Source organism: Pelomonas candidula (assembly GCF_043555985.1).
Taxonomy (GTDB): Bacteria; Pseudomonadota; Gammaproteobacteria; order Burkholderiales; family Burkholderiaceae_C; genus Pelomonas; species Pelomonas candidula.
Genome location: NZ_JBIGIC010000014.1, coordinates 17063 through 40911 on the forward strand (window position 1 = coordinate 17063; position 23849 = coordinate 40911).

The following is a 23849-nucleotide window of genomic DNA, read 5'->3' on the forward strand; positions in this document are numbered from 1 at the left end:
GGCATATGACGGATTCTCAATGCAGAACTGAGCACAGATGCCCCAGAAGATCGACTGCGTCCACGAATACGAGACTTCACTGCGGCGCTCCGATGACTTGTTGCAAGCGGCCAAGAGCGTCAAAGGATCGTGTGATGTTGCGCGAAATCGCTCCATTGACATCCTTAACTTGCTCTCCAACCCGATTCCCACTTGCATCTAGCGTGTAGACGACCTGATTGCCCGCGCCGTCGGTGACTTGAACAAGTCGGTGCGCGGCATCGTAGGAATATGTGACCACAGAGCCATTTGGCGCAGTCACAGACAGCAACTGCCCAGCCAAGTCATAAGCAAAGCTCGTCACCTCACTCCCCGTGGTCGAACTTAGTAAGCGCAGGCGCTGGTCGTAAGTGTTCTTCGTGATCACGCCATTCGCATCTGTGCTTTGGAGAACTTGCCCTGCCGCGTTGTATTGATTGAATGTCGTGATTTGACCAACTGCGTTTGTGATGCTCTGAAGATCACCTTGAGTCGCGCTGGATGATGTGCTGGCGTAGTAGGCGTACGAAGTGACGCGTCCCAACGGATCAGTTGATGTCAGCATCTGCCCAAATTGGTTATAGGTCCAACTCGTTTGCCGAGCTGGAACATCCGCGCGGAGCACGGCCGCGAATCCCTGGCTCCCGTTTGCATCCGTAGTGGCCTGCTCGATTTGTTTGCACATGACGACGATAGGTTTTCCATCCGGCAATAGAGCGGTGCTTGGCGCGCAATGCTCGATAACACCACCATTGAGCGGATTAGGCTGGCCGTTGTAGACGAATGTCGTCAGCCTGCCGGGCTCAGACTTCGCTACCGCAAGACGCCAATCGGGATGCCATTGCGTGTTGGTCTTCGTGCTACCAACTGGCAAGGAGGCGCCCACAGAAGTCACAGCCGAACATGACGTTGTGTTGCTCAGCCCCGAGACCGACGAATTTTCAAGATTGCGCGTCGAATCGAACGCCCTGCATGTCCTATTGCCATTGAAGTCATCCGAGCTGGCCAGGTTTCCATTGACATCGCGCACCGAAGCGGAGGTCGCCGCACCGCAACCGCTGCCTGGGGGCTGGCTCTGCGAATCCACCCTGACCACGCCTTGATATACCCCCAATGTGTATAGGGAGGACCTCCCATTTACGTCCACAGCCGTCGCCGCGGTTCCATCGGCTGAGTAGGAGATCGTGCCGCCACCGATTTGCGGGGCCGTCTGCGCGCTCAGCGCCTTGCCGCTAGTTGAATCGTAGCCATGTTGCCCATAAATCTGGCCCAATTCATCGACAGTACTTGAGAGCGAGTTATATTTTCCATTTACGAAGTGCGTGTGCAGTTTGGCACTTCCGTCTGCATACGTAATTTTTACCGCGCCATTCGCGCTCGAATACGTTAATCCATAAGCATTGTTGATCGTCACGCCAGCCAATAGCTGATGGGGCACACTACCCAACGGCGGCGCAGCATTGGATGCAGGCTGATAGCTTAAAACGGCCGTGTGACCCATGCTATCCGTCACCGTGTTCAGCACAGCAACATAGTCCGTTCCAGAATAGGACAACGCCTGCTGATAGCCATCAACCCGAGTATGTACCAAGAGCCGACCCGCGGAATCAAACTGGTCGATATATCCGTCTGAATCGTAATAGAGCCATCCGCTCAGAATACCGTTAGCGTCAAGCCGCTTGATGAGGCGATCGTTGACGTCTGCGTCGGCAACATAGCTGGATCCGTTCCAGCTGAATTCAAACTGCTTGCCGTCCCGCCGCACGATGACCAAGACAGCGCCATCGTTAAACGACAACAGCTTCTCTTCAAAATTGTGGATCCACCCGGCGTCCAAATTGCCTATGGAGGCATCGGAAGCAAGGCTGTTGTAGAAGCGAGAAAACGACAACTGTGTATTCGTTTTCGCCGGAATGTCGTCCTCTTTCTCGAATACATTGCCAGTGGCCGGATTGATCGGATCCCAAATGGCAGGACAGCTCTTGCCGCGATTCTTCTTTGGCTTCGTACTATCTGCAACGCAAGTAAACCCGGTGGCATACCAAACGTAGCCCTCTGGACAATATGCTTGCCTCTTGGCGGGGCCTCCGTGCCCCTGCTGCACCATTCCGCCTATGGAGACTGCGCAAGTTTGATAATCCGAAACCCATACCTCTGACCCACTAGCATTTGTAGTGAAAAAGGGGTCGAAGTAGTCACCGCAACTGGTGACTGTGTGTGCTGCTGGGCTGCAACTCCAGAACGTTTCGTCCTGCTCCATTTGGCTCTCCAACATGGTCATAGCAGCCCTTGTACTGGGGCCAACTCCCATGTAGTAGCGAGTCAAGGAAGGACCGTGGGGATCCGAACATGACGTACCAGTAATGCCGGCGCGCGCCACCCGCAAATCGGACCGAAGCGCGACAACTGTTGCCTGTCCAAAGGCCAACCCCGAAACAAGGCTCGCCGCGCTTATCGCGAGCATCATCAAGCGCTTCCAAGAATACATATTCTTCATCTCGAAGTCTTTCCAGTGCGCGCATACACGCACCTCTACACGCCGTCGCAATGCCGACGGACGCGGCTTAACATTCAATGGGAGCAAGTAGGAGAAAGCCGATCGGGCGCGCCACGCCCGAGATCAAACGCCTAAGCAGCAACGGAACGCACGCTGCGGACTTGCGCAATGCTGGACAAAGGAAACGCGCACGGCGCCTCACGATCTTGATCGAATAGACGTCGGACGCGTCGACGAAACGCTACAGCGCGGCAGCGTGCTGAATTCATTGATCCCTCCCTGATACGTCGCGTATCGCTCACGGAATGCGGCGTGACATTCGCCGTTGAATCTTTTCTGTGTGTTCACGTGCGCTGCGACGCGCGCAGTCTCTCGGCACACGATCCGCGACTCAACCCCACGTTTGCTCTTCTTGACACACGTCTCCGAGTGAAATAACTGCGAGTTCACTGCATCGTACTGCGCTTCGCGTACCCCTCGCTTGCGACCAGAAGTTAACGACCTGGACGCTGTGAGCCGTCCCGATATACTGCGTCATTCCGATCAATACGCGGGCTCAAAGAAAGCTCCGCAGATCGAACGTTAGGGAGGACTTTCCGTGGGATCCACACCAATCGCGCTCTTTCGCGCGGCTTCACGCTGCTCGAACTTCTGGTCGTGATGGTCACCATCGGCCTCCTGGCAAGCCACGTCGCCCCGCGCTTCTTCGACCAGATCGGCAAGAGCGAGATCAAGACGACCCACGCACAACTCGATGCCGGTCGCTACCTCACGACAGAACAGGGCATCGGGGCGCTCGTCGAGCGTGCTACCGATGAGACCAAGTGGTCTGGCCTGTCTTTGGCCAAGGCTCTGCCGCTCGACCCTTGGCCCCATGCCTATGCGCATTGGCAACCTTGCGACGCCGCCAGCCACGACTTCGAGCTCTTGATCTACGGCAAAGCCGGCCAAGCCGGCAGCGCCGGCGAGAACGCCGACATCAGTGTCTGGGAAATCGGCAGCTGAGGCCGGGGGTGGACGGGATGCGCTTTCACCTGGACGTCGTGCGTGGCCGCGGTGCGCCGCAATCGATGGAGTTTGATGCTGCAAGCCCTGAGGATGCGCGTCGCCTGGCCATCCAGCAGGGATACTCGGTGCTCGCGCTGCGGACGCCAGCCTTCGACTGGGAGCAGGTGTTTCGCCCTCTCAGGGGACGCCCGCCGTTTGAAACGCTCGTCTTCGCCGAGCAGGTGCGCGACCTGCTCGGTGCCGGCTTGAGTCTGATCGAGGCATTGGATACCCTGGAGCGCGCCGCCGCGGCGCGACATCGTCCGGTGCTCAGCGCACTTGTCGAGCGCTTGCGGGCTGGTGCTCGCCTGTCGGATGCGCTGTCGCTCGACGCGCGCTTCCCGACTTTGCTGGTCGCCCTCGTGCGCGCCAGCGAACTCACCTCTGACTTGCCGCAGGCGCTCACGCGTTTCCTAGAGCACGAGCAGCGGGTTGCCGAGCTTCGCCATCGCATCACTTCGGCGATCATTTATCCGTTGCTGCTGACCTTCGTTGGCGCGGGCGTACTGTTGTTTCTCCTGCTGTACGTCATGCCGCGCTTCGCACGCGTCTTCGAGGGAATGACCGGCGAACTGCCCTGGTCGGCCCGGGCCATGGTTGGATGGTCGCACTGGCTGCACGCCGACGGCCCGTGGCTTGCCGCCGCAACCGGCCTGCTGGCCGTAGCAGTCGCGGCGGCAGTGCTCACGCCGGCGTTTCGCGTTAGTGCGCTACAACGGCTCCTGGATTCGGCGCCGCTACGCGATCGCCTGCGCACGTACTTCCTCGCCCGCTGGTATCGCGCGACGGGCATGCTGGTATCCGGCGGCATCCCGCTTCCCGAGGCGCTCGCGTTGTCGAGCGAGTTGCTGCCGTCCGCACTGCGCGCCGGCGGACGCACCACCGAACAGGCCGTTCGCCATGGCTTGGCCCCGGCTGAGGCTCATGCGCTCGCCGGCATGATCACCACCGTTTCTGAGCAGCTTATGCGCGCGGGCGAGCAAACCGGTGATATGGGAAGCGTGCTGACGCGCATCGCACAGTTCCATGATGCCGAGGTCGAGCGTTCGCTGGAGCGCGGCTTGCGCATGCTCGAGCCGGTCGTCATGGTACTGATCGGCATCGGCGTCGGCACTGTTGTCGTGCTGATGTACATGCCAATCTTCGACCTCGCGGGGACGATCCAATGAATAGTGCGCTTGTGCAGCGCATTGCTGCCATCCGCTCGCAGGGCGATACTGAGATACTTCCGGCCTTACTTGCGACCGCTGCCGACCCGCAAGTCCTCATCGACGAGCTGGGATCCCTACTGCAACAGCCGGTGCGGCGCCTGACCATGCTGGCCGCCTGGGAACCCAGCTTTGACCGACTCCCCTTCACCGAATGCGTCCGCCGTCGATGTGGGTTGTTGACCGATGCGCTGGCAGCTTCGCATTTCGTGATCACCGATCCTTTCGACACGGACATCGTTGCCTGGGCGCGCACCCGCTTCGGCGCGGTCGAGGTGTCGTTGGCGAGCGAGGAGACGCTCGATGCGTGGTTGGCGCACTGCGAGAGTGGCCTCACGGCGTTGGGTAGTCTAGCTGTCAGTGCAGAGGGTGTCCCCGCGGCTAACGCCGTGACCAGCGGGGAAGTGATCAGCTTGCGGGACATCGGCAACGACGACAGTCCGACTGTGCGCTTTGTCAATTCGACACTCTACGACGCGCTGAAACTGGGGGCCTCGGACATCCACCTTGAGAGCGACCCGGCCGGCCTGAGCGTCAAATTCCGCCTTGACGGCGTATTGACGGCTATGCGCCGCGTTGACAGCACGGCGCTGGCTGCGCAGGCCATCAGTCGCATCAAGGTCATGGCGCAGTTGGACATCTCTGAACGCCGAGTTCCGCAGGACGGCCGGCTGCAGATCAGCTACTCGGGCCGTGCGATTGACGTACGCGTGTCCATCATGCCGAGCATTCACGGCGAAGATGCTGTTTTGCGCGTGCTCGATCGCCAGCATCTGGCCGAGAGCCTGGCTGGCCTTACGCTGGCCAAGCTAGGGTTCGGTGATGCCGCAGCCGAAGCGCTGCGTCAGCTGTGCCGCAAACCGCACGGTATGTTGTTGGTGACCGGGCCTACCGGCTCAGGCAAAACGACCACGCTCTACGCAGCGATAGCCGAGACGCACCAGTCGCGCGACAAGATCATCACCATTGAGGATCCGGTCGAATATCAGCTCCCCGGCGTCCTGCAAATCCCCGTCAATGAACGCAAGGGGCTGACATTCGCCCGGGGTCTTCGGTCCATATTGCGCCACGACCCCGACAAGATCCTCGTGGGGGAGATCCGTGACGCAGAGACAGCGCAGATCGCTGTGCAGTCGGCACTGACCGGGCACCTTGTTTTTACGACAGTGCACGCCAATACGGTCTTCGACGTGGTGGGCCGATTCGAGCAATTCGGCATCGACGCCTACACCTTCGCGTCAGCAATCAATGGCGTGCTGGCGCAGCGCCTGCTACGGCGCGTATGCCCGCGCTGTGCGCGACCGATGGAGCTGACGGCCACCGCGTCCATGGACGCCGAACTACATATGGCTATGCATCGATTTGGAGGGACAGCACGGCTCAAGCAGGCGCAAGGCTGCGAGGAGTGCCGTGGCACCGGTTATGCGGGGCGCTTCGCGCTCGGTGAACTCCTACCGCTCAATTCCACGCTCAAGGCGCTCGTCGCTTCACGCGCGCCGCAGGCGCAGATCCAGGCCGAGGCTGAACGCGCGGGATGGCGACACTTGCGATCACTGGCTCTTGACGCTGCGTTGAGCGGACACACCACGCTCGAAGAGGTCGAACGTGTGGCCGCTTGAACGCAAGCTAGACGTCTTGCGCGTCGGGCGCGTGCACGCGGAGTATTGGTCCCGGGCGCCGGACGGGCTCGTGCTGCAGGCTCGCCACTCGCTGGGCGCTCAACCTGGTGAGCCTAAAACACTGGAAGTCGGACTTCGCAATTGGCTGCTAGGCCTTGAGAGCGCGAGCTCGCGCGCGAATCCGGTCGACGTCGTCGTCGAGTCGGCATGGCTACCGATCATGCTGATCGAGGTTGGCCGCAGCAAGTGGCGCGGCGACCACATGGAGCGGTTGTTGCGCCATCGGACCACGGAACTTCACTTGCAGCCGGGCGCCACTACCGAGGACTGGTCCTTGCAGCTCGACCATCGGCAGGGCGAGCCACAGGCACTGGGCTATGCGCTTGCGCCCGAAACCCAACGAGCGCTCGTGGGCGCCGTCTTGGCCGCTGGGAGACGCCCAGCATCGCTGCAGCCGGCATTGGCTTGGGCGAGGCGACGGTTCGAGCGCCGCGAGCGGCGCTTGCGCACTTGCTGGTGGATTTGGTGCGAGCAGGATCGCGCAATCGTCTGTCGCATGGAGCGTGGTCGCGTCACGGCGATGAACGCTGGCGCGGCGGTGCCAGGCGACGAGGCCCAACACGCTCGTTTGGTGGCCATCGAGGCGGCACGCTGCGGTTTCACGGAAGTCGGCGAGCCCGTGGTTTTGGCGAGTTGGGAGAAGCTAGCCGCTCTGCGTGAAGAAGATCCCGCGCGCCCAGCCCCGCGCGCGCTGCGGGCGACGACGTGAGCGCGGCCACCATCGATTTCCTGCACCCGCGCCACACTCGATGGCTGGGCTGGGTGATGCTGGCTGCCGGGGCGGTCTTGCTTGCTGCCATGGTACGGCTCCATCATTTTTGGACCAGGCAACAAGCCGACCACCACGCCGCGGTCATTGCCCAGCAGCAAGCTGTCGAGCATGCGAAGCGAGATGCACTCAAGCCCGCGCCACCGCCGCCGGACCAGCGGCGCTTCCAGCGCATCGCTCCCCAATTGCGCCAGCCATGGTTGCCGACCCTGCGCCTGATTGAGCACGCCACCGAGCCGCCAGTGTTCCTGCTGGCACTCACGGTGGATCCTGTAGCGGGGAGCATTCGGATCGACGGTGAGGCGCCCACGTTCGAACAGGCCTTGTCCTATGTGCAGACGCTTGACGAACCCGGTTTTCTAGGCCCGGCCGAATTGCGATCGCATGAGGAAGCGGTCGACCCGACAAGCCATGCGACGGTGCGCTTCACGCTCGTGACACGATGGAGCGCGCAATGAAGACCTCAATGGCATGGATTGCCATTGCACGCCTGCATCAGTGCGTGGGGGCGGCGGGCATCGTCGGCCTGTTCCTGGCCGCTGCCGCGGCAGTCGGCGGCGGGCTGTCATGGCGAGAACATCGGCGCTTCGAGTCGGAGATGCGTGCCGCTGCGTCTTCGACGCCCGTCGTTGCGGCGACGCTCGTTCAACGCACCGTGTCTCTGCCACTGCGCCCACCGAGTGATGTGCCGCTGCTACTGGCCCGCATGGAGCGCGCGGCGGTGCAGCAGGGTCTGGGTTGGCCCCGGGCGGACTACCGCATGAATGCGGCCAGCGACGACATGCCCGCGAGCCTGGAGGTGCACTGCTCGTTGAAGGGGCCGTATCCGCGAATTCGCAGTTTCGTGTCGACGCTGCTGCAAGACACCCCCACATTGACACTTCGAGAATTTAGTGTTCGTCGGCAGACAGCAGAGACGAGCGATGTCGAGGCGAAGCTCGGGATCGTTATCTACCTGGCGTCCGACGCGGTGAACGCGACCACGACGCCCGGAGGCCCACGTTGAAGCAATGGCGCCTTTACGGGTTGCTCGCAACGATGGTCTCCCTGTTGGCATTGCGCTGGTGGGTACCGCCACGTGATGTAGAACAACCTGAGGTGGCCACAGCTGTCGTACGGCCAGTTGCCGCCACCTCGGTGGCGTTGACACCCGCAGTGGAGGCCTCATCGACTCCGGAAGACCTCGCCGCAGGGACACGAGACCCCGAACCGGAGAACCTGCGCAACGCGTTTATGGTGCGGGTGGCACAGGTTCAGACCGCTCCCGCCATACCGTCGACGCAACCGATCCCGAAGCCATTTGTCGGCCCGCCATTGCCACCGCCACCGCCATCGCCGCCGCCGGTCCCTCCACCGTACCAGGTCATTGGCACTTGGCGGGACGAGCAGGGGCCCAGCGTGTTCCTCGCGGGGCCGCATGGTGTCGCGCAAGGCCGAGAGGGCGACCTGCTGGCTGCGGAGTATCGGCTGACACAAATCTCTCCACAGAGAGTGCTTCTCAAGCATTTGCCCACAAACCGCGATGTGCCGCTCGCCGTACCTTCGGGTTCCGGCTCATCCTTGTTGAAATAGTCGAAGTAGCCGTGTTGATCCAACTTCCCCCATCTCTCCTGACGCTATGGAGCCGCTGCCTTGCGTTGACGGCCCTCATCGCCACCTTGGCCGCGCCTCTAGGTGGGTGCACGGGATATTGGACGTATCGGGAGGGCAAGTCCGACCTGGCCGATGGCAAGGTACAGGAGGGCTTGACCAAGCTGAAGGCCGTCTCCGATGGGAGTCCACAGAACACGGAGTTTCGCCGCAGTTACTTCACAGAGCGCGAGACCGCGCTGAACGGGCTGTTCCACCAAGCCGAGTTGGCGACCAACGCCGGGGAATTCGATACTGCGCGCCAAGCCTACTCCTCCGCGCAGAAGATCGATCCCGCAAGCGACCGAGCCGCAGCGGGCATGGCGCGCGTGGAGGCCGCGCAACGCCAATGGAGCGCACTCGACAGCAGCCTAATCTTGGCGCGCAACGGCGACATAGACGAGGCGATCTCGAAGACTCAGCAAGTGCTCTCTGAGAATCCGAACCACGCGAGAGCGAGCGCCTTGCTTAAGCAACTCATGCGCCAGCAAGCCGATAAGACAGGCCGTGAACTCGGCATCTATCCGAGACTGAAGGAGTCTTATAGAAAACCTGTGTCCCTAAGCTTCACGAGCGCCTCGCTGCAGCAGGTGTTCGAGTCTCTGAAGCAGGCCTCTGGGCTCAACTACGTGATCGACAAGGACGTGCGCACGGACCAGCGTGTTAATTTGTCGGTGACAAACAAGCCGGTCGAAGACGTCCTTCGCCTGCTATTGGCGACCAACCAGCTGGAGCGCCGGGTGCTCGATGAGGACACGGTGCTGATCTATCCGAACACGCCCACCAAAGCGGCGGACTACCGAGAGATGATCGTTCGAACGTTCTACCTGAGCAACGCCGATGCCAACACCGTGGCTAACACAGTCAAGACTATCGCCAAGGCCAAGGACGTAGTCGTCGACGAGAAGCTCAACATGCTGGTCGTGCGCGACAGCGCCGAAGTAATTCGGCTGGCCGAGAAGCTGATTGCGACGCAGGATGTATCCGAACCGGAAGTGGTGCTGGAGCTAGAGGTGCTGGAGGTCAGCATCAACAGGCTGCTGGACATGGGCGTGAGTTGGCCGTCGGAAGTTTCGGCAGGGGTCGTTGGTGCGGCGGGAACCGCTGGTCAACTGACGTTGGACGAATTCCGCAATCGCAACTCGGGTCTAGTTCGCCTTAATCTAGGTGACCCAATGATCGGGGCCAGGCTTACTAGCCAGAAGGGTGACGCGAACTTGCTCGCCAATCCTCGCGTTCGTGTGCGCAATAGGCAGTCCGCCAAGGTCCTGATTGGGGAGCGCGTCCCGGTATTCACGACCACTACAACGGCGAACGTGGGTGCCACGGATTCCGTCAACTATCTCGACGTTGGATTGAAGCTAGACATCGAACCCGTCATTTCCGTGAATGATGAAGTGTCGATGAAGCTGGCGCTCGAGGTGTCAAACATCGTCGACACGGTCACCAGCAAGAACGGCACGCAGGCTTACCATCTGGGTACGCGCAACACGTCGACGTCCTTACGCGTCCACAACGGGGAGACCAACATCCTTGCCGGATTGATTCGGCGCGATGAACGCAATTCGAATACGGGCATCCCAGGCCTAAACGAGATACCGCTGCTGAGCAAGTTGTTTGGTCAAGCAAAAGATAGCAATACGAAGACCGAGATCGTGTTGCTTGTGACGCCTCACATCGTGCGCAATGTCGAACCGGCGGGCTTGGGATTGCAGGAGTTCACGGCGGGTACTGACGCGTCCCTGGGTGCGAGCCCCATTCAGCTCGGAACGTCGTCCGCACCGACGGGCGGGAACCGACCTGCGCCCGCGAGACAACCGACACCACCTATTCCAATTCTCTCGCCCAGACTGACACCTGGTGTCACGCCGCCCCCGAATCCGCCAGCGGCGCCTACATCTCAAGGCTTCGTTCAACCGCCCCTGGTGCCATCTCCGCCAAGCTCGGTTCCCGATGCTGTTAGCGGAAAGAACCGGACGCCCACCGCAAATCCTGCCGGAGGATAGGCCAGCATGCGGTCCTCTACTTCACGACAACGAGGCTTCTCGCTGATCGAGTTGTTGGTGGTCGTGGCCATCATGTCCATCCTCGCCACCATCGCGTTTCCATTGGCAGAGCTGACCCATCGACGGGCGCAGGAAGAAGACTTGAGGCGATCATTGCGGGAGATCCGCTCGGCTCTTGATGCGTACAAGCGATTTGCCGACGCAGGCCTCATAGCACGACCGGCTGGCGGTTCGGGCTACCCACCGAACTTGCAAGTGTTGGTCAACGGCGAGACGAACGCGCAAACGCCTCAAGCCAGCAAGGTGTACTTCCTGCGTCGAATTCCGCGGGATCCATTGGCGCCGGACATGACCACCGACGCCGCAGCGACATGGGGGCTGCGCAGCTACGACAGCCCGCCAGACGATCCTCAGCCGGGTCGCGACGTGTTCGACGTGTACTCGAAGGCAACAGGTACTGGGCTTGACGGTCGGCCGTACCGGCAATGGTGAGCTAGCAATGATTCACAACCGAGGATTCACGCTAATTGAGTTGCTGGTCGTTCTGGCCATCATTGGCACGCTGCTGGCGGTTGCCGCACCGCGCTATTTCGATTCAATCGAGCGGGCAAAGGACGCAGCGCTGCGTACAGACCTACGCATGATGCGTGAGGCAATCGATAAATACCGGGCCGACACAGGGCATCTGCCGGAGGCTCTGGAGCAGCTTGTGCGAGCGCGCTATTTGCGCGCAGTACCAATCGATCCAGTCACAGATCGCGCGGATACCTGGGTGGCTCAGCCGTCGCCCGACGGCCTCACACCAGGCCTCTACGATGTACGCAGCGGTGCTTCCGGCGCTAGCCGCGACGGCACCGTGTACGCCACTTGGTAGCCGCCATGAAGCAGCAGAGTGGATTCACCTATATGGGCGTACTCCTTGCTATCGCGTTGCTTGGCATCGGTCTGGTTGCCGCCTCGGAGGTCTGGGTCAAGGCCGCGAGACAGCAACGCATGGAGCAGTTGGACTGGGTTGGTCAGCAGTACGTGCAGGCGATCGGCAGCTACTACGAGGCATCGCCGGGGCGGACAAAGGTCTTCCCGACCTCGTTGCAGGATTTGATAGAGGATCGCAGATTCTCCTTTGCACGGCGGCACTTGAGATCCTTGTACGCCAACCCGTTCACTGGGACGGCGGAATGGGAACTGATCCGTGCGCCCGGAGGAGGAATCCGCGGCGTTCGCGTCGTCGTCGAAATAGCTGAGGGCTCCGCATCAGCCGCTCGCGAGTTCGCGTACGTTCCGACTACAAGGTAAGCGCTCGCTGTGTTATGACCGTAGTCGATGGTCACTGCGTCGTCCGACGGCTGAGGGTCCGTCTTTGCTCGCAGCGATGCACAAGACGCCGTGGTCGGCGTCGATTCGGTTGGCGTTGATGGAGCTCGATCGTGATGCTGCAAGCAGAACGACCTTATTAAGTGACAGAACGCCTGCTTCGGTGTTTATGACTTTAGGATTGCGCGGCAATGAATTGACTCCGGGCAAAGTCGCGCCGATGCTGAGCCGATGTTTACGACTTTAATTGCCAAGAACACAAAGACAAAGCAGGGGATGGCTTGGAGCCGTCGCCTAGCCGGTGAATCCGGCCAGTGCCTATCGACGCGGGTCGTTGCCAAGGTCGACGAACGTCGTGCCCGCGGGGCCCATCGAGGTGCATTCCACGACCGTTGTCTGGTTCTGGGTACCGGCGAAGTGATTGACGTGGGCAGGCTCCGTGTAGTGGCTGCCTGGAGGCAAGGCCTTCAGGAGCGCCGCGTCGTACTTGTCGCCATAGCCGAAGAGCCAGACACCGCTGACGACGAAGCACGATCTGTCGTCAGGGTGGGAATGCGCAGGGATCGCGGCGTGGGGCTGGACCCTGAACATGATGGAGTAAAGCGCCGCCTTGCCGGCGTCGCCATAGACGATGAGGGACTCCACGCCGGATTGCATGGATGAGCCCGCCTGCTGGCCGGCCGGTGCCGCGGGCCACGGGATCTCCGCAGGCGTGAGCCGCGCAGGGGCAGCGGCGGTCGCGCCGGCCATCGCCCAGCTCAGTGCGGCCAGAAGGAGTGAAGGGACGCTCACGGGGCGTGTGCTGGTGGTCACGGTGGGCTCTCCAGGCAAGTGGTCAGAGCACTGTTCGTCACCACGGAGCTGGCTGTAACGCCCTCACGGGCGAGCGCGAGGCGTCTCGGATTGGAGATGTGTTCGTGTCTCTTTCGGGGGAGGTGCGGGCGGCTTTAAATGGCGGGCCAGGCGCTGAGCGTCTGGCCCAATGCGCTCAGAACTTCCCTTCGGCACCCATCCGGACAGTGTGGATCGCGCCACCGCCGGTCGCGAGCGAGCTGCCGTAGTCCAGCGATACGGCAAAGCCGCTGCGCAGCACCCACTTGCCGCCGACTTCAGCCATCCACTGACTGCGCCGCGCGCCCAGCGGCTGCACGATGTAGACCGGCGCGGCGCTGCCCAGGTCGGTGTAGCTCATCGTGGCCTGGTCAGCCCCCTCGAAATGGTGTTGGTACTCGATCCGCGCCCTGGGCTGCAGCTCGCTGCCGCTGAGCATGTAGACCGTCTCGCCACGCAGGCCCAGCCTGCCGGTGGTCATGCGCACGGTCTGGTCGCCATAGCTCAGGCTGTTCAAGTCGGAGGCGCTTTCGGCGTAGCCGTTCAGCTTGGCCCGCATCAGGTCGAGCCGCGCGTAGGCCGAGAGCAACTGGCCCTGGCGCTCGCGGTACTCGTAGCCACTCGCCAGCGAGCCGAACCACTGGCTGCCGCGGCGGTGGCCCGTCGCGAAGCCGCCTTCATCGGTGATGAAGCGATTGAGGTCGAAGCTCAGCGAGCTGTGGCCCAAAACGGCGTCGACGAAGGTGTTCTGCGCGGGCCGCAACGCCGCGTAGACGGCCAGGACACTGCTGTCGCTGGTGCTCTTCGAGCCCTTGGTGCCCACGTCGCTGCGATCACTGCTGAAGCCGCCGCCAACCCCGACGGACCAGAGCTGGCTGACGCGGTAGTCCGCGCCCATGCTGACGCCGTCCGTGTGGAAACGGAAGCGCGACTCGCCGGTCAGTTGATCGCGGTGGCCGAAGTCGATGCTGCCGCCCACCCACCACGACAGCTCGTTGCGCGCGGACTCGGGCGTTGCCCGGCTCGCCGCCTTGGGTGCCGGGTTCTGCGATTCGTTCTGCGCCAGGTTGGCGCCGAGGCCACGCCAGGCTGCGGGGCCCACGCCTGGCAGCATGCCGTTTTCGCCGCCCATCTTCGCCGCGCTGGCGTTCAGCTGTGCGATCGGGTCGGTCGGCAGCGCGGAATCCACGCCGAAGGAACTCAGGCTCAGCCCGAAACTGGGCTTGGCCCAGCCATCGCCATGCAGCGACTCCAGCCTTCGGCTGAAGTTGTCCAGTTGCGAGCTGGCGAAACGCCGCGTCGCATCCGCCTGAGCCGACAACAAACCGCTGACCTGCACGTCCTTGGACGGATCAAGCCGCCCCGCCACTGTCACCGTGGCCGTGCCCTGCGTGCTGCCAGAGGCATTGCTCAGCGCATACACAAGGGTGTCGGTGCCCGCGAAGGTGGCCTGAGAGGTGTAGATGATGGCCATGCCCTGCACCACAGCCTGGCCGTGGCTCGGCGGGGTCACGAGGGTCAGCGCCGTGAAGGGGCCGCCCACGGCGTTGGCCGTCACCGCCAGCGTCACGGGCTGGCCCGACTTGGTGGTGGCGCTGACGGTGCCCAGCGTGGGCGGCGGCGCAATGATGGTGATGCTGACTGTCGCCGCGACCGAAGTGCCGGCCACATTCGACGCGGTATAGCTGAAGCTGTCGGTGCCGTAATAGCCCGTGTTGGGCGTGTACGTGACGGAGGGAGCGGCCGGGGTGACGTCTGCGCGCCCGGCGGCCAGCGCCTTCGCACGTGCACTGCTGCTGGCCTGCAGACCCGTGATGTTCAGCGTGCCATGTTGCGGCGGGGTGATGATGTTGACACTCGTTGCCGGCCCACCCGCGATGGTCAGCGGGATCACGGTGGCATTGCTGCCGCCACCGCCCGCCGGGCTGCCGTTGATCACGGTCACGGTCACCGGTTGCGCCACGGGCGCGGGCGGGAGAACCGTGATCGCCACGGCGGCCGGTTGCGAAGTGCCAGACGCATTGCCCGCGGCGTAGCTGAAGCTGTCGGGACCGGCATAGCCCGCCACCGGGGTGTAGGTCACCGTGGTGCCATTGAGAACGGCCGTGCCGTGGCTGGGCTGCACGGTGACAACCAGCGTCACGGCTGGCCCGCCGCTGAGCATGTTGGACAGGTCGATTTGCAGCGGCGTGTTGGGCTGCACGGTCACGCTGGCGCCCACTGCAACCGGCAAGGCCGGATTGACCGTGACCGCATACGCCTGCGTGCCCGATGCCGCTGTGCCGCTGGTGCTGTCGGTCACTTTGATCGTGAAGTTGAACGCCCCGGCCGTCGTCGGCGTGCCGGCAATCGCGCCCGTGCCGGCGTTCAGACTCAAGCCGGCGGGCAACGCGCCAGCGCTGACGCTGTAGCGATAGGGCGCCGTGCCGCCCGAGGCGCTGAGCGCCTGGCTGTAGGCCGCGCCCACCTGGCCGTTCGGCAGGTTCGGCAGGTTCGGCAGCAGCGTGAGCGTCGGCGTGCTGACCGTCACCGATACCGTCGCGGCCGCAGACGTGCCACCGGCATTGGTGGCGGTGTAGGTGAAGCTGTCCGTGCCGGAGTAATTCGCGGTCGGGGTGTAGCTGATCGACGTGCCGGTGATGGTGACATTGCCATGCGTCGGCGCTGTCGGAACGGCGACGCTCACGGCGGCGCCCCCCGTCAGGGCCAGCGCAACCACATTGCTGCTGCTGTTGAACGCGACGGCTGCGGCAACCGGCCCGGCGACGGGCGCCGACGGGTTGACGGTGATGCTGACCGTGGCCGCGGCGGAGGTGCCAGCGGCATTGGTGGCGGTGTAGGTGAAGCTGTCCGCGCCGATATAGCCGGCGGATGGTGTGTAGCTGATCGACGTGCCGGATGCCGTGGCCGTGCCATGGCTGGCCACCGCGGCAACCGCCACGCTGGTGGCAGCACCGCCGCCGAGGCTCAGCGTGATGGCGTTGCCGCTGCTGTTGAAAGCGACCGTGGCGGCAACCGGGCCGACCACCGGCATCGACGGGTTGACGGTGAGGCTCACCGTGGCCGGTGCGGAGGTGCCGCCGGCATTGGTCGCTGTGTAGGTGAAGCTGTCCGTGCCGGAGTAGCCCACAGTGGGCGTGTAGCTGATGGACGTGCCGGTGATGGTGACATTGCCATGCGTCGGCGCTGTCGGAACGGCAACGCTCACGGCGGCGCCACCCGTCAGGGCCAGCGCAACCACATTGCTGCCGCTGTTGAACGCGACGGTTGTGGCAACCGGCCCGGCGACGGGCACCGACGGGTTGACGGTGAGGTTGACCGTGGCCGGCGAAGAGGTGCCGCCGGCATTGGTGGCGGTGTAGGTGAAGCTGTCCGTGCCGATATAGCCCGGCGACGGTGTGTAGCTGATCGACGTGCCGGATGCCGTGGCCGTGCCGTGCGTGGCTGCTGTTGCAACCGCCACGCTGGTGGCAGCGCCGCCGCCGAGGCTCAACGTGATGGTGTTGCTGCTGCTGTTGTACGCAACCGTGGCACTGACGGCGCTGACCGTCGGCGTCTGCGGCGTGACGGTGATCGACACCGTCGCCGTGCCGGAGGTGCCGCCGGCATTGGTGGCGGTATAGGTGAAGCTGTCGACACCGGAATAGCCGGCGGACGGGGTGTAGGTCACCGTGGTGCCGCTGACCGACGTGCTGCCATGGGTCGGTGCGCCGGCGACGGCAACGCTCGCGGCCGGAGCGCCGGCAATCGCGGTGGAGAGATCGATCGGCGTCGCCGTGTTGTAGGCCACAGTGGCGCTCTTGGCGCCGGCAATCGGCGCAACCGGGTTGATCACGAGCGAATAGGCCTGCGTCCCGAAGTACGGCGCGCCTGTGCCGGTCGAGCTGTCGGTGGCCTTGACCGTGAAGTTGAAGGTATTGGCAACGGTCGGCGTTCCGGAGATCACGCCCGTCGCGGTGTTGAGGGTGATCCCGGTCGGCAGGGCGCCGGCGGAGATGCTGAAGGTGTAGGGCGCGGTGCCGCCGCTGGCGCTTGCGGTCTGGCTGTAGGCGACGGCCACCTGGCCAACCGGGAAGTTGGCCGGCGCAACGACGACCGTCGCGCTGGCAACACTGCCGGAATAGGTGCGGGTGGTGTTGAAGCCGTTGGCATCCGTCGTCTTGATGGTGAAGCTGTAGGCTCCGCCCCCCGTCGGCGTCCCGGAGATCCCGCCGGTACTGGTGTTCAGGGTCAATCCGGCCGGCAGGGCGCCCGCCGTCACGGCATAGGTGTAAGGCGACAAGCCACCACCGCCGCTGACCGTCTGGCTGTAGACCGTGCCGATCGCTGGTGCGGGCAAGATGGACGGCGCGAGCGTGATGATCGACGCAGGCGTCGTCAGCGAGTAGGTGCCGGAGACGCTGAATGGCGCGCCGGTACCGGTGCTGCTGTCGTGCGCGGTGACGGTGAAGTTGACAGTGCCGGCGCTCGTCGGCGTGCCGGACAACACGCCAGTGGCGGTGTTGAACGAGAGGCCTGTCGGCAGGGTGCCGGACGTGACGTTCAGCGCATAGGTATACGGCGAGACGCCGGCGCCCGCGGCAAATGTCTGCGAGTAGGCGGTCGAGACGGTGCCATTGAAGCTGCTGCCCGAAGCAGGGCTGAGCGTCAGCGTCGGGCCGTTGACCGCGAACGTATACGCACTGCTGCCGGTATAGGGGCCGCTGCCGGTCGAGCTGTCTGTCGCCGTCACCGTAAAGCTGAACGAACCCGCTGCAGTCGGCGTGCCGGTCAGCGCGCCGACGCTGCTCAGGCTCAGGCCAGCCGGCAAGGAGCCGGAGGTGACCGCATACGTGTACGTGCTCGTGCCGCCGCTGGCGGTGATGTTGGTCGAATAGGCCGACCCGATCATGGCTGCACTCAGGCTCGCCGGGGTGACGGAGATGGTCGGAGCGGTCACGCTCATCACGTAGGCACGGCTGCCGGTGAACGGGCCGGTGCCGGTGCTGCTGTCGGTGGCGGTGACCGTGAAGTTGAAGGTGCCGCCAGACGTTGGCATGCCTGACAGCGTGCCACCGCTGCTCAGGCTCAGCCCCGCCGGTAAAGAGCCGGCCGTGATCGCATAGGTGTACGCGCTCGTGCCGCCGCTGGCGGTGATGGTGCCTGAATAGCCCGAACCGATCGTGGCCGTGCTCAGGCTCGCCGGGCCGACGGAGATGGTCGGCCCGCTCACGGTCAACGAGTAGGCACGGCTGCCGGTGTAGGGGCCGGCGCCGGTGCTGCTGTCGGTGGCAGTGACCGTGAAGTTGAAGGCGCCGCTTGCCGTTGGCGTGCCGGACAGCGTGCCACCGCTGCTCAGGCTCAGCCCGGCCGGCAAGGAGCCGGATGTGATCGCATAGGTGTACGTGCTTGTGCCGCCGCTCGCGGTGACGTTGGTCGAATAGGCCGATCCGATCGCGGCCGCACCCAGGCTCGCCGGGGTGACGGAGATGGTCGGCCCGTTCACGGTCAGCGAGTAGGCACGGCTGCCGGTGTAGGGGCCGGCGCCGGTGCTGCTGTCGGTGGCAGTGACGGTGAAGTTGAAGGTGCCGCCAGACGTTGGCGTGCCGGACAGCGTGCCGCTGCTGCTCAGACTCAGCCCGGCCGGCAAGGCTCCAGCCGTGACCGCATAGGTGTATGCGCTCGTGCCGCCGCTGGCAGTGACGGTGCTCGAATAGGCCGATCCGACCGTGGCTGCAGTCAGGCTCGCCGGGGCGACGGTGATCGTCGGCGCGGCGACCACGAGCGTCAACACGCCGCTGGTGGCGGTGAACGGGCCGGTGCCGGTACTGCTGTCGGTGGCGGTGACCGTGAAGTTGAAGGAACCACCGGCAGTCGGCGTGCCTGACAAGGTGCCGTTGCTGGCGAGCGAGAGGCCAGCCGGCAGGCTGCCGGAGTTGACGGTGTACGAGTAAGGCGAAGTGCCGCCGCTGGCGCTGGTCAGGGATTGGCTGTAAGCCGTGCCGACACTACCGCCGGTCGGGGATGTCGGCGCATAGCTGACGGTCGGCGCCGAGACCGTGATCGTCGCGGTGGCAGGCGATGAGGTTCCCGCCGCATTGGTCGCGGTATAGGCAAAGGTATCCGTGCCGGAGTAGGAGGCACTCGGCGTGTAGCTGATGGTCGTTCCGGATGCGGTGGCCGTCCCGTGGCTCGCTGCGGTGCTGACCGCCACGCTGGTCGCGGCGCCGCCGGTGATGGACAGCGAAATATTGTTGCTGCTGCTGCCGTGCGCCACGGTCGCGCTGACCGAATTCGCAACGGCGGGCGCCACATAGGTGAATCGGTCAGCCGCGCTGGTGCTGCTGGTGCCGCCCGTCGTGGTGACGGTGATGTCGATGGTGCCCGCTGCGTGGGCGGGCGCAGTCACGCTGATCGAAGTACTGCTATTGACCGTAACGCCGGTGCCGGAGGTGCCCCCGAACGAGACGGTCGGGCTGCCGGAGAAATTGGTGCCGGTCAGGGTGACGCTGGTGCCGCCGGCCGTCGAGCCGGAGGTGGGCGAAACGGCGGTCACCGTTGGCGTACTTCCTGTCACGGTAATCGTCACCGTGCCGCCTAGCGTCCAGTTGATGCCGTTCACCGTGACATAGAACTGCGCCGTGTCGGTACCCACGAAGCTGGCGCTCGGTGGCGAATAGATCAACTGGTTCAGACCGTACTGAGCACCGTAGACCCTGAGCTGGCCGCCCTGCGTCGTCGTTGTCGCGATGGGATTGCTGACGTAGTCGTCACCTAACGTATTGTTTGCGATGCCCAAGCTGTTCGGATCGCAAGCGGTGTTCTCGGCGCCAGTCAGCGTGTGGGTCGGCGTGGTGTTTTGCGGCGTAGAAAAGCCGATGCTGCATGTGAGAGCGACTGCCAACGCTTGCTGTGACGCCAACAACGCAGCGCCTGCCAACAAACCCCTCAGTACCCGTGCTGCTGTGCCGCGCGCAGATGCAAGCCACAGGCGCATGAACGGGTGACGTTGGGTCATGATTTGGAATCGATTGGTGAGGCTCGACGCTGAATGTAGGCGTCTGAAACAGTCTGCATCCTGAGAACAAGCCGTCTCGAAGTACCGATCCGGCAAGTTTGCTCAGTTGCTGAAGTTCTTCTCGGTCGCCGGCCCCTGGCCCGCCGAAGCAAGCGCATGGACGAGCCTCGTAGACACATCCGGGTCGCTGACCGGCCGCTGCTGTGGCCGCTGCGGCAGCCTTTCGATGACCGCAATTCGCCGTCCAGCGACCTCTCAAAGGCCGACGCCGACTGACCGGTGCGGTGCGGCTCGCGCAACTGGACCAGCTGGCCGTCGCCAGCGTCTACGGCGGCGCGACCCCGGCGCAGCGGCATGCCGACGTCCGCCTGATGCCGCTGCAACCGGTCTTCCGGGTGCGTCTGGAGGATGACGACCTCGACCGCGCGCCGGCCGTCGAGGTTGGCGGCCGGCGTGGTGCTGGAGGGCGAGCGACGCTCGCTGGCCGTGGAAGGCTGGCGCCGGCCTAGGGCGCTTGTAGCTGTCCTGCCCAGGATGAAGGGCTCCCTGGAAGCCGGCATGCGTTCCTCGTAGGCCGGGAGGTTCTGAAAGGCTTGCTGGCAGAGCCGGAGAACAGAAGGCCAGGATGCTGATCCGGTCGCACAAGGCCGACGTGGTCACGCCGATCAAGCGGCTGGTGATCTGGCGCGAGCCCTTTCCTTTCGCCACCGACGAATAGCGCGGGCACGGAGCCATCGAGGTCGACATCCAGTCGCTGAAGACGTGGCAGACCTCGCACCCGGATTTCCCCCCCCGAAGCGGGTGGTCAATCACCCCGGACCCGAGGGCTGCATCCACACGACGAGTTCCAGGGCAACTACCATCGTCAGCAAACTGGTCAACCCACGACCGTACGACTGAACGCAGCGAGCCTCCACGATCCCCTGGACGGTTCGGCGCAGCCGTTGACAATTTTCTCTACAGCATTTTCATAGGTTCCCCCATGCGTGCCCTTCTTCACTCGCTGCGTGGATTCATGCTGGCTGCCTGCATCGGTTCGCTGGGACTTGCGGTTGATGCGCGGGCCGCGGAATTCCTTGCCACTTGGCGCCTGATGTCCACGACCAACGCGCCGACTTGGCGCGAGTGGAGTGCCATGACCTGGGCGGACTCGCTCAATCAGGCAGTGTTGTGGGGCGGGGCCGGCGGCGGGGCCTATCTCAACGATATCTGGGCGTTCGATCCGGTCGCCAAGTCCTGGACGGTGCTCGATCCCAACAACGGCTGCGCGGGCAGCACCTCCTTCAACCGGCCCAACGGATCGGACGAAAGCGGCGCGGTCTTCGATCCCATCAACAACTATTTCTGGCTTTGGAATGGCGGGCGTGGATACACCTGTGCCAGCCAGCCCGGATTCGTGCGGTCCGCTGGCGCAGGTACAGCAGGGACGACGCTGGTGGACACGACGTTGCCAGGCGCGACCAATGACTTCTACAAGGACTGGCTGGTGCAGAACTCCGGCAGCGGCACCGCCGTGGTCCTGTCGTATGACGCGGCGCTCAAGACGCTCAAGCTGGACCACGACATCGGCATCACTGCTGGCGCGGCCTACACCGTCTACGCAGACTTCGGCAGCGGTGCCTGGGCCTACTCGCTGAGTACCGGGCAGTACACCAAGCTGATGCAACGCCACTGGGGCTACACGGGATTGGCTCCCACGGAGCGCCGCAGCCCCGGGTTCGCCGCCGATGGGATCAACGCCTACATGTTCGGCGGTGCCAGCGACGACAACGCCCTGTTCCGCTGGGATTTCGCAGCCAAGGAAATATTTCTTGCGATCCCGGCCGGCCAAAGCACTTCGCCGCCGGCCCGCGGCCAGATAGAAAATCAGTTCGTCTACGATTCCTTCAATCGCCGATTCGTCCTTTTCGGAGGGGTATGTTTTGATCGGCAATCTGTGCGCTGCACCAACGGTGCCTATATCAACGACACCTGGCTTTACGACCCTGCGACCAACAGCTGGACGGCGGCCACGGGAAGCGTCAACCCCAGCGAGCGCAGCCAGGCACAGATGTATTTCGACTCCAAGAATGGGGTCGTCGTCCTGTTCGGTGGCGTTTCGCCCTCGGGAACGCCGCTGGACGATATCTGGACCTTCGATACCAAAACCCTGCTGTGGACCCAGCAGCAAACACCGGCGACCAACCCCGGCAATGTCAGCCTGGCGCTGACCACGTTTTCCCCCACCACAGGATGCGGCTACTCGGTATATGGGCAGTCCAGGGGCTCTGCGCAATTCGGTATCTGGGAGCTTTGCCTGCGGCCGAACACGCCACCCGCGGCGGCTATCACCGTGTCGTCGGCCAATTTGCAGGCCGGGATTTTCGCGACCTTTTCCGCTTCGACGAGCACAGATGCCGATGGAAACATCGCAAGCTATGCGTGGGATTTCGGTGACGGGACGACGGCAACTGGCGTTTCAGCAACGAAGCTTTATGCGGCAGCCGGCACCTACACTGTCCAGTTGACGGTCACGGACTCCGTAGGCGCGATATCCACCGCCACCCGGCAGGTCGTGGTATCGCAAGGAACTTACTCGCCGCCGAGCGCGAATTTCTCGGTACAGCCTGGTGTTGGTGTCGCTGGCGGAACTGCACAGTTCTCCGCCGCTTCCAGCAGCACACCCAATACCGCCATTACGTCTTATGCCTGGGATTTCGGCGATGGCACGTCCGGAAGCGGCGTCAGCGTCAACAAGGTGTACCAGTATGTCGGCAATTATCAAGTCACCTTGACCATCACAGACGATCGCGGATTGAGCGCCGTAAAGACGGCTCCATTTGCAGTTGGAGCACCTGCCGGCATTGCCACGAACGTCGCGTTGGCCGCCAATGGGGGCGTCGCATCAGCCTCCAGTGTCTATGACAGTCGCTATCCGGTGGAATCGATCAACAACGGCGATCGGCTGGGCTTGAACTGGAATGCCGGCGGGGGATGGAACGATGCCACATACGGCCTCTACCCGGACTGGGTACAGATTGATTTCGACGGCGTCCAGACAATTGGCGAAATTGACGTCTTCACACTGCAGGACAACCCTGCCGCGCCGTCGACACCCACTTTGGCGACGACGTTCAGCCAATATGGCATTACGCAATATGAAGTGCAGTATTGGGACGGCGCCGCATGGGTTGACGTGCCGGGCGGCAACGTCACCGGCAACAACAAGGTGTGGCGACAGTTCACGTTCACACCGGTCAGCACGGCGCGCATCCGTGTCCTGGTGACGGGCTCGATGAGCAATTTCTCGCGCATTGTCGAAGTGGAAGCCTGGACGCCGGGAGGTGCAACCAACCAGCCGCCGGTGGCCAACATCAGCGGCCCGACGAGTGGACAAGCCGGCACCAGCCTGAGCTTCTCCGGCGCCGGCAGCACCGACGCGCAAGGCGCGATCGCAAGCTACGCCTGGACGTTCGGCGACGGCACGAGCGCCAGCGGCGTGTCGGCCACCAAGACCTACAGCGCCGCGGGCAGCTACACGGTCACGCTGACGGTGACCGACGCGGGCGGCCTCACCAACAGCACGACGCAGACGGTGGTGATCACGGCGGCCGCCAACCAGCCGCCGGTGGCCAGCATCAGCGGCCCGACGAGTGGGCAAGCCGGCACCAGCCTGAGCTTCTCCGGCGCCGGCAGCACCGATGCGCAAGGCGCGATCGCGAGCTACGCCTGGACGTTCGGCGACGGCACGAGCGCCAGCGGCGTGTCGGCCACCAAGACCTACAGCGCCGCGGGCAGCTACACGGTCACGCTGACGGTGACCGACGCGGGCGGCCTCACCAACAGCACGACGCAGACGGTGGTGATCACGGCAG

15 protein-coding genes (1 of these 15 cut by a window edge) are annotated in these 23849 nt (G+C 63.6%); 12 read left to right on the forward strand and 3 right to left on the reverse strand.

The annotated features are described in order from the left end of the window. Positions 1 to 76: 76 nt before the first annotated feature. A complete protein-coding gene (locus ACG04R_RS23290) occupies positions 77 to 2299 on the reverse strand; it encodes a DUF6531 domain-containing protein (protein ID WP_394416018.1) in 2223 nt (740 codons plus the stop codon). A gap of 819 nt (positions 2300 to 3118) precedes the next feature. Between ACG04R_RS23290 and ACG04R_RS23295 the strand changes: the two genes are divergently transcribed. The 10 genes from ACG04R_RS23295 (at position 3119) to ACG04R_RS23340 (ending at position 12149) form a co-directional block, all read left to right on the forward strand. Further along, complete coding sequence (locus ACG04R_RS23295; RefSeq protein ID WP_394416169.1) at positions 3119 to 3520, forward strand: type II secretion system protein GspG; 402 nt, start codon at positions 3119 to 3121, stop codon at positions 3518 to 3520. 17 nt (positions 3521 to 3537) lie between these two features. After that, the gene (locus ACG04R_RS23300) at positions 3538 to 4731 is read left to right on the forward strand and encodes a type II secretion system F family protein (RefSeq protein ID WP_394416019.1); all 1194 of its coding nucleotides are present in this window, start codon (positions 3538 to 3540) and stop codon (positions 4729 to 4731) included. An 11-nt stretch (positions 4732 to 4742) separates the two neighbouring features. Next, a complete protein-coding gene (locus ACG04R_RS23305) occupies positions 4743 to 6389 on the forward strand; it encodes a GspE/PulE family protein (RefSeq protein WP_394416020.1) in 1647 nt (548 codons plus the stop codon). Beyond that, the gene (locus ACG04R_RS23310; RefSeq protein WP_394416021.1) at positions 6376 to 7158 is read left to right on the forward strand and encodes a hypothetical protein; all 783 of its coding nucleotides are present in this window, start codon (positions 6376 to 6378) and stop codon (positions 7156 to 7158) included. The genes ACG04R_RS23305 and ACG04R_RS23310 overlap by 14 nt, the downstream gene beginning before the upstream one ends. Next, on the forward strand, positions 7155 to 7676 hold the full coding sequence (locus ACG04R_RS23315) for a hypothetical protein (RefSeq protein WP_394416022.1): 522 nt from the start codon (positions 7155 to 7157) through the stop codon (positions 7674 to 7676). The genes ACG04R_RS23310 and ACG04R_RS23315 overlap by 4 nt, the downstream gene beginning before the upstream one ends. Beyond that, positions 7673 to 8224: a hypothetical protein gene (locus tag ACG04R_RS23320; RefSeq protein WP_394416023.1), complete on the forward strand. Its 552-nt coding sequence runs from the start codon at positions 7673 to 7675 to the stop codon at positions 8222 to 8224. Before ACG04R_RS23315 ends, ACG04R_RS23320 begins: the two co-directional genes overlap by 4 nt. Before the next feature lie 739 nt (positions 8225 to 8963). After that, a complete protein-coding gene (locus ACG04R_RS23325) occupies positions 8964 to 10853 on the forward strand; it encodes a secretin and TonB N-terminal domain-containing protein (protein ID WP_394416024.1) in 1890 nt (629 codons plus the stop codon). 6 nt (positions 10854 to 10859) lie between these two features. Then, positions 10860 to 11345 (forward strand): type II secretion system protein, encoded by a 486-nt coding sequence (locus ACG04R_RS23330; protein WP_394416025.1) that lies wholly within the window; start codon positions 10860 to 10862, stop codon positions 11343 to 11345. Positions 11346 to 11352: 7 nt separating this feature from the next. Next, positions 11353 to 11727 carry a type II secretion system protein gene (locus ACG04R_RS23335; protein ID WP_394416026.1) on the forward strand — a complete coding sequence of 125 codons (375 nt, stop codon included), beginning with the start codon at positions 11353 to 11355 and terminating at the stop codon, positions 11725 to 11727. Positions 11728 to 11732: 5 nt separating this feature from the next. Further along, positions 11733 to 12149, forward strand: coding sequence for a type II secretion system protein (locus ACG04R_RS23340; RefSeq protein WP_394416027.1), 417 nt, complete (start codon positions 11733 to 11735; stop codon positions 12147 to 12149). A 336-nt stretch (positions 12150 to 12485) separates the two neighbouring features. On the opposite strand, the gene ACG04R_RS23345 is transcribed toward ACG04R_RS23340, so the two are convergent. Both ACG04R_RS23345 and ACG04R_RS23350 read right to left on the reverse strand, forming a co-directional pair. Next, positions 12486 to 12980, reverse strand: a complete 495-nt coding sequence (locus tag ACG04R_RS23345) for a cupin domain-containing protein (protein WP_394416028.1) — start codon at positions 12978 to 12980, stop codon at positions 12486 to 12488. A gap of 175 nt (positions 12981 to 13155) precedes the next feature. Then, on the reverse strand, positions 13156 to 19995 hold the full coding sequence (locus ACG04R_RS23350; RefSeq protein WP_394416171.1) for a putative Ig domain-containing protein: 6840 nt from the start codon (positions 19993 to 19995) through the stop codon (positions 13156 to 13158). Positions 19996 to 20279: 284 nt separating this feature from the next. Between ACG04R_RS23350 and ACG04R_RS23355 the strand changes: the two genes are divergently transcribed. Both ACG04R_RS23355 and ACG04R_RS23360 read left to right on the forward strand, forming a co-directional pair. After that, on the forward strand, positions 20280 to 20504 hold the full coding sequence (locus ACG04R_RS23355; protein WP_394416029.1) for a hypothetical protein: 225 nt from the start codon (positions 20280 to 20282) through the stop codon (positions 20502 to 20504). A 1151-nt stretch (positions 20505 to 21655) separates the two neighbouring features. Then, on the forward strand, positions 21656 to 23849 hold the 5' portion of the coding sequence (locus tag ACG04R_RS23360; protein WP_474103939.1) for a PKD domain-containing protein. 77 nt of this gene lie beyond the right edge of the window; the window shows 2194 of its 2271 coding nt (coding positions 1-2194); the start codon lies at positions 21656 to 21658; its stop codon lies beyond the right edge, outside the window.

Excerpts from the sequence above, each read along its gene's own strand:
- ACG04R_RS23350 (WP_394416171.1), bottom strand. The coding sequence starts at position 19,995 with ATGACCCAACGTCACCCGTTCATGCGCCTGTGGCTTGCATCTGCGCGC.
- ACG04R_RS23335 (WP_394416026.1), top strand. The coding sequence starts at position 11,353 with ATGATTCACAACCGAGGATTCACGCTAATTGAGTTGCTGGTCGTTCTG.
- ACG04R_RS23330 (WP_394416025.1), top strand. The coding sequence starts at position 10,860 with ATGCGGTCCTCTACTTCACGACAACGAGGCTTCTCGCTGATCGAGTTG.
- ACG04R_RS23340 (WP_394416027.1), top strand. The coding sequence starts at position 11,733 with ATGAAGCAGCAGAGTGGATTCACCTATATGGGCGTACTCCTTGCTATC.
- ACG04R_RS23320 (WP_394416023.1), top strand. The coding sequence starts at position 7,673 with ATGAAGACCTCAATGGCATGGATTGCCATTGCACGCCTGCATCAGTGC.
- ACG04R_RS23290 (WP_394416018.1), bottom strand. The coding sequence starts at position 2,299 with ATGACCATGTTGGAGAGCCAAATGGAGCAGGACGAAACGTTCTGGAGT.
- ACG04R_RS23300 (WP_394416019.1), top strand. The coding sequence starts at position 3,538 with ATGCGCTTTCACCTGGACGTCGTGCGTGGCCGCGGTGCGCCGCAATCG.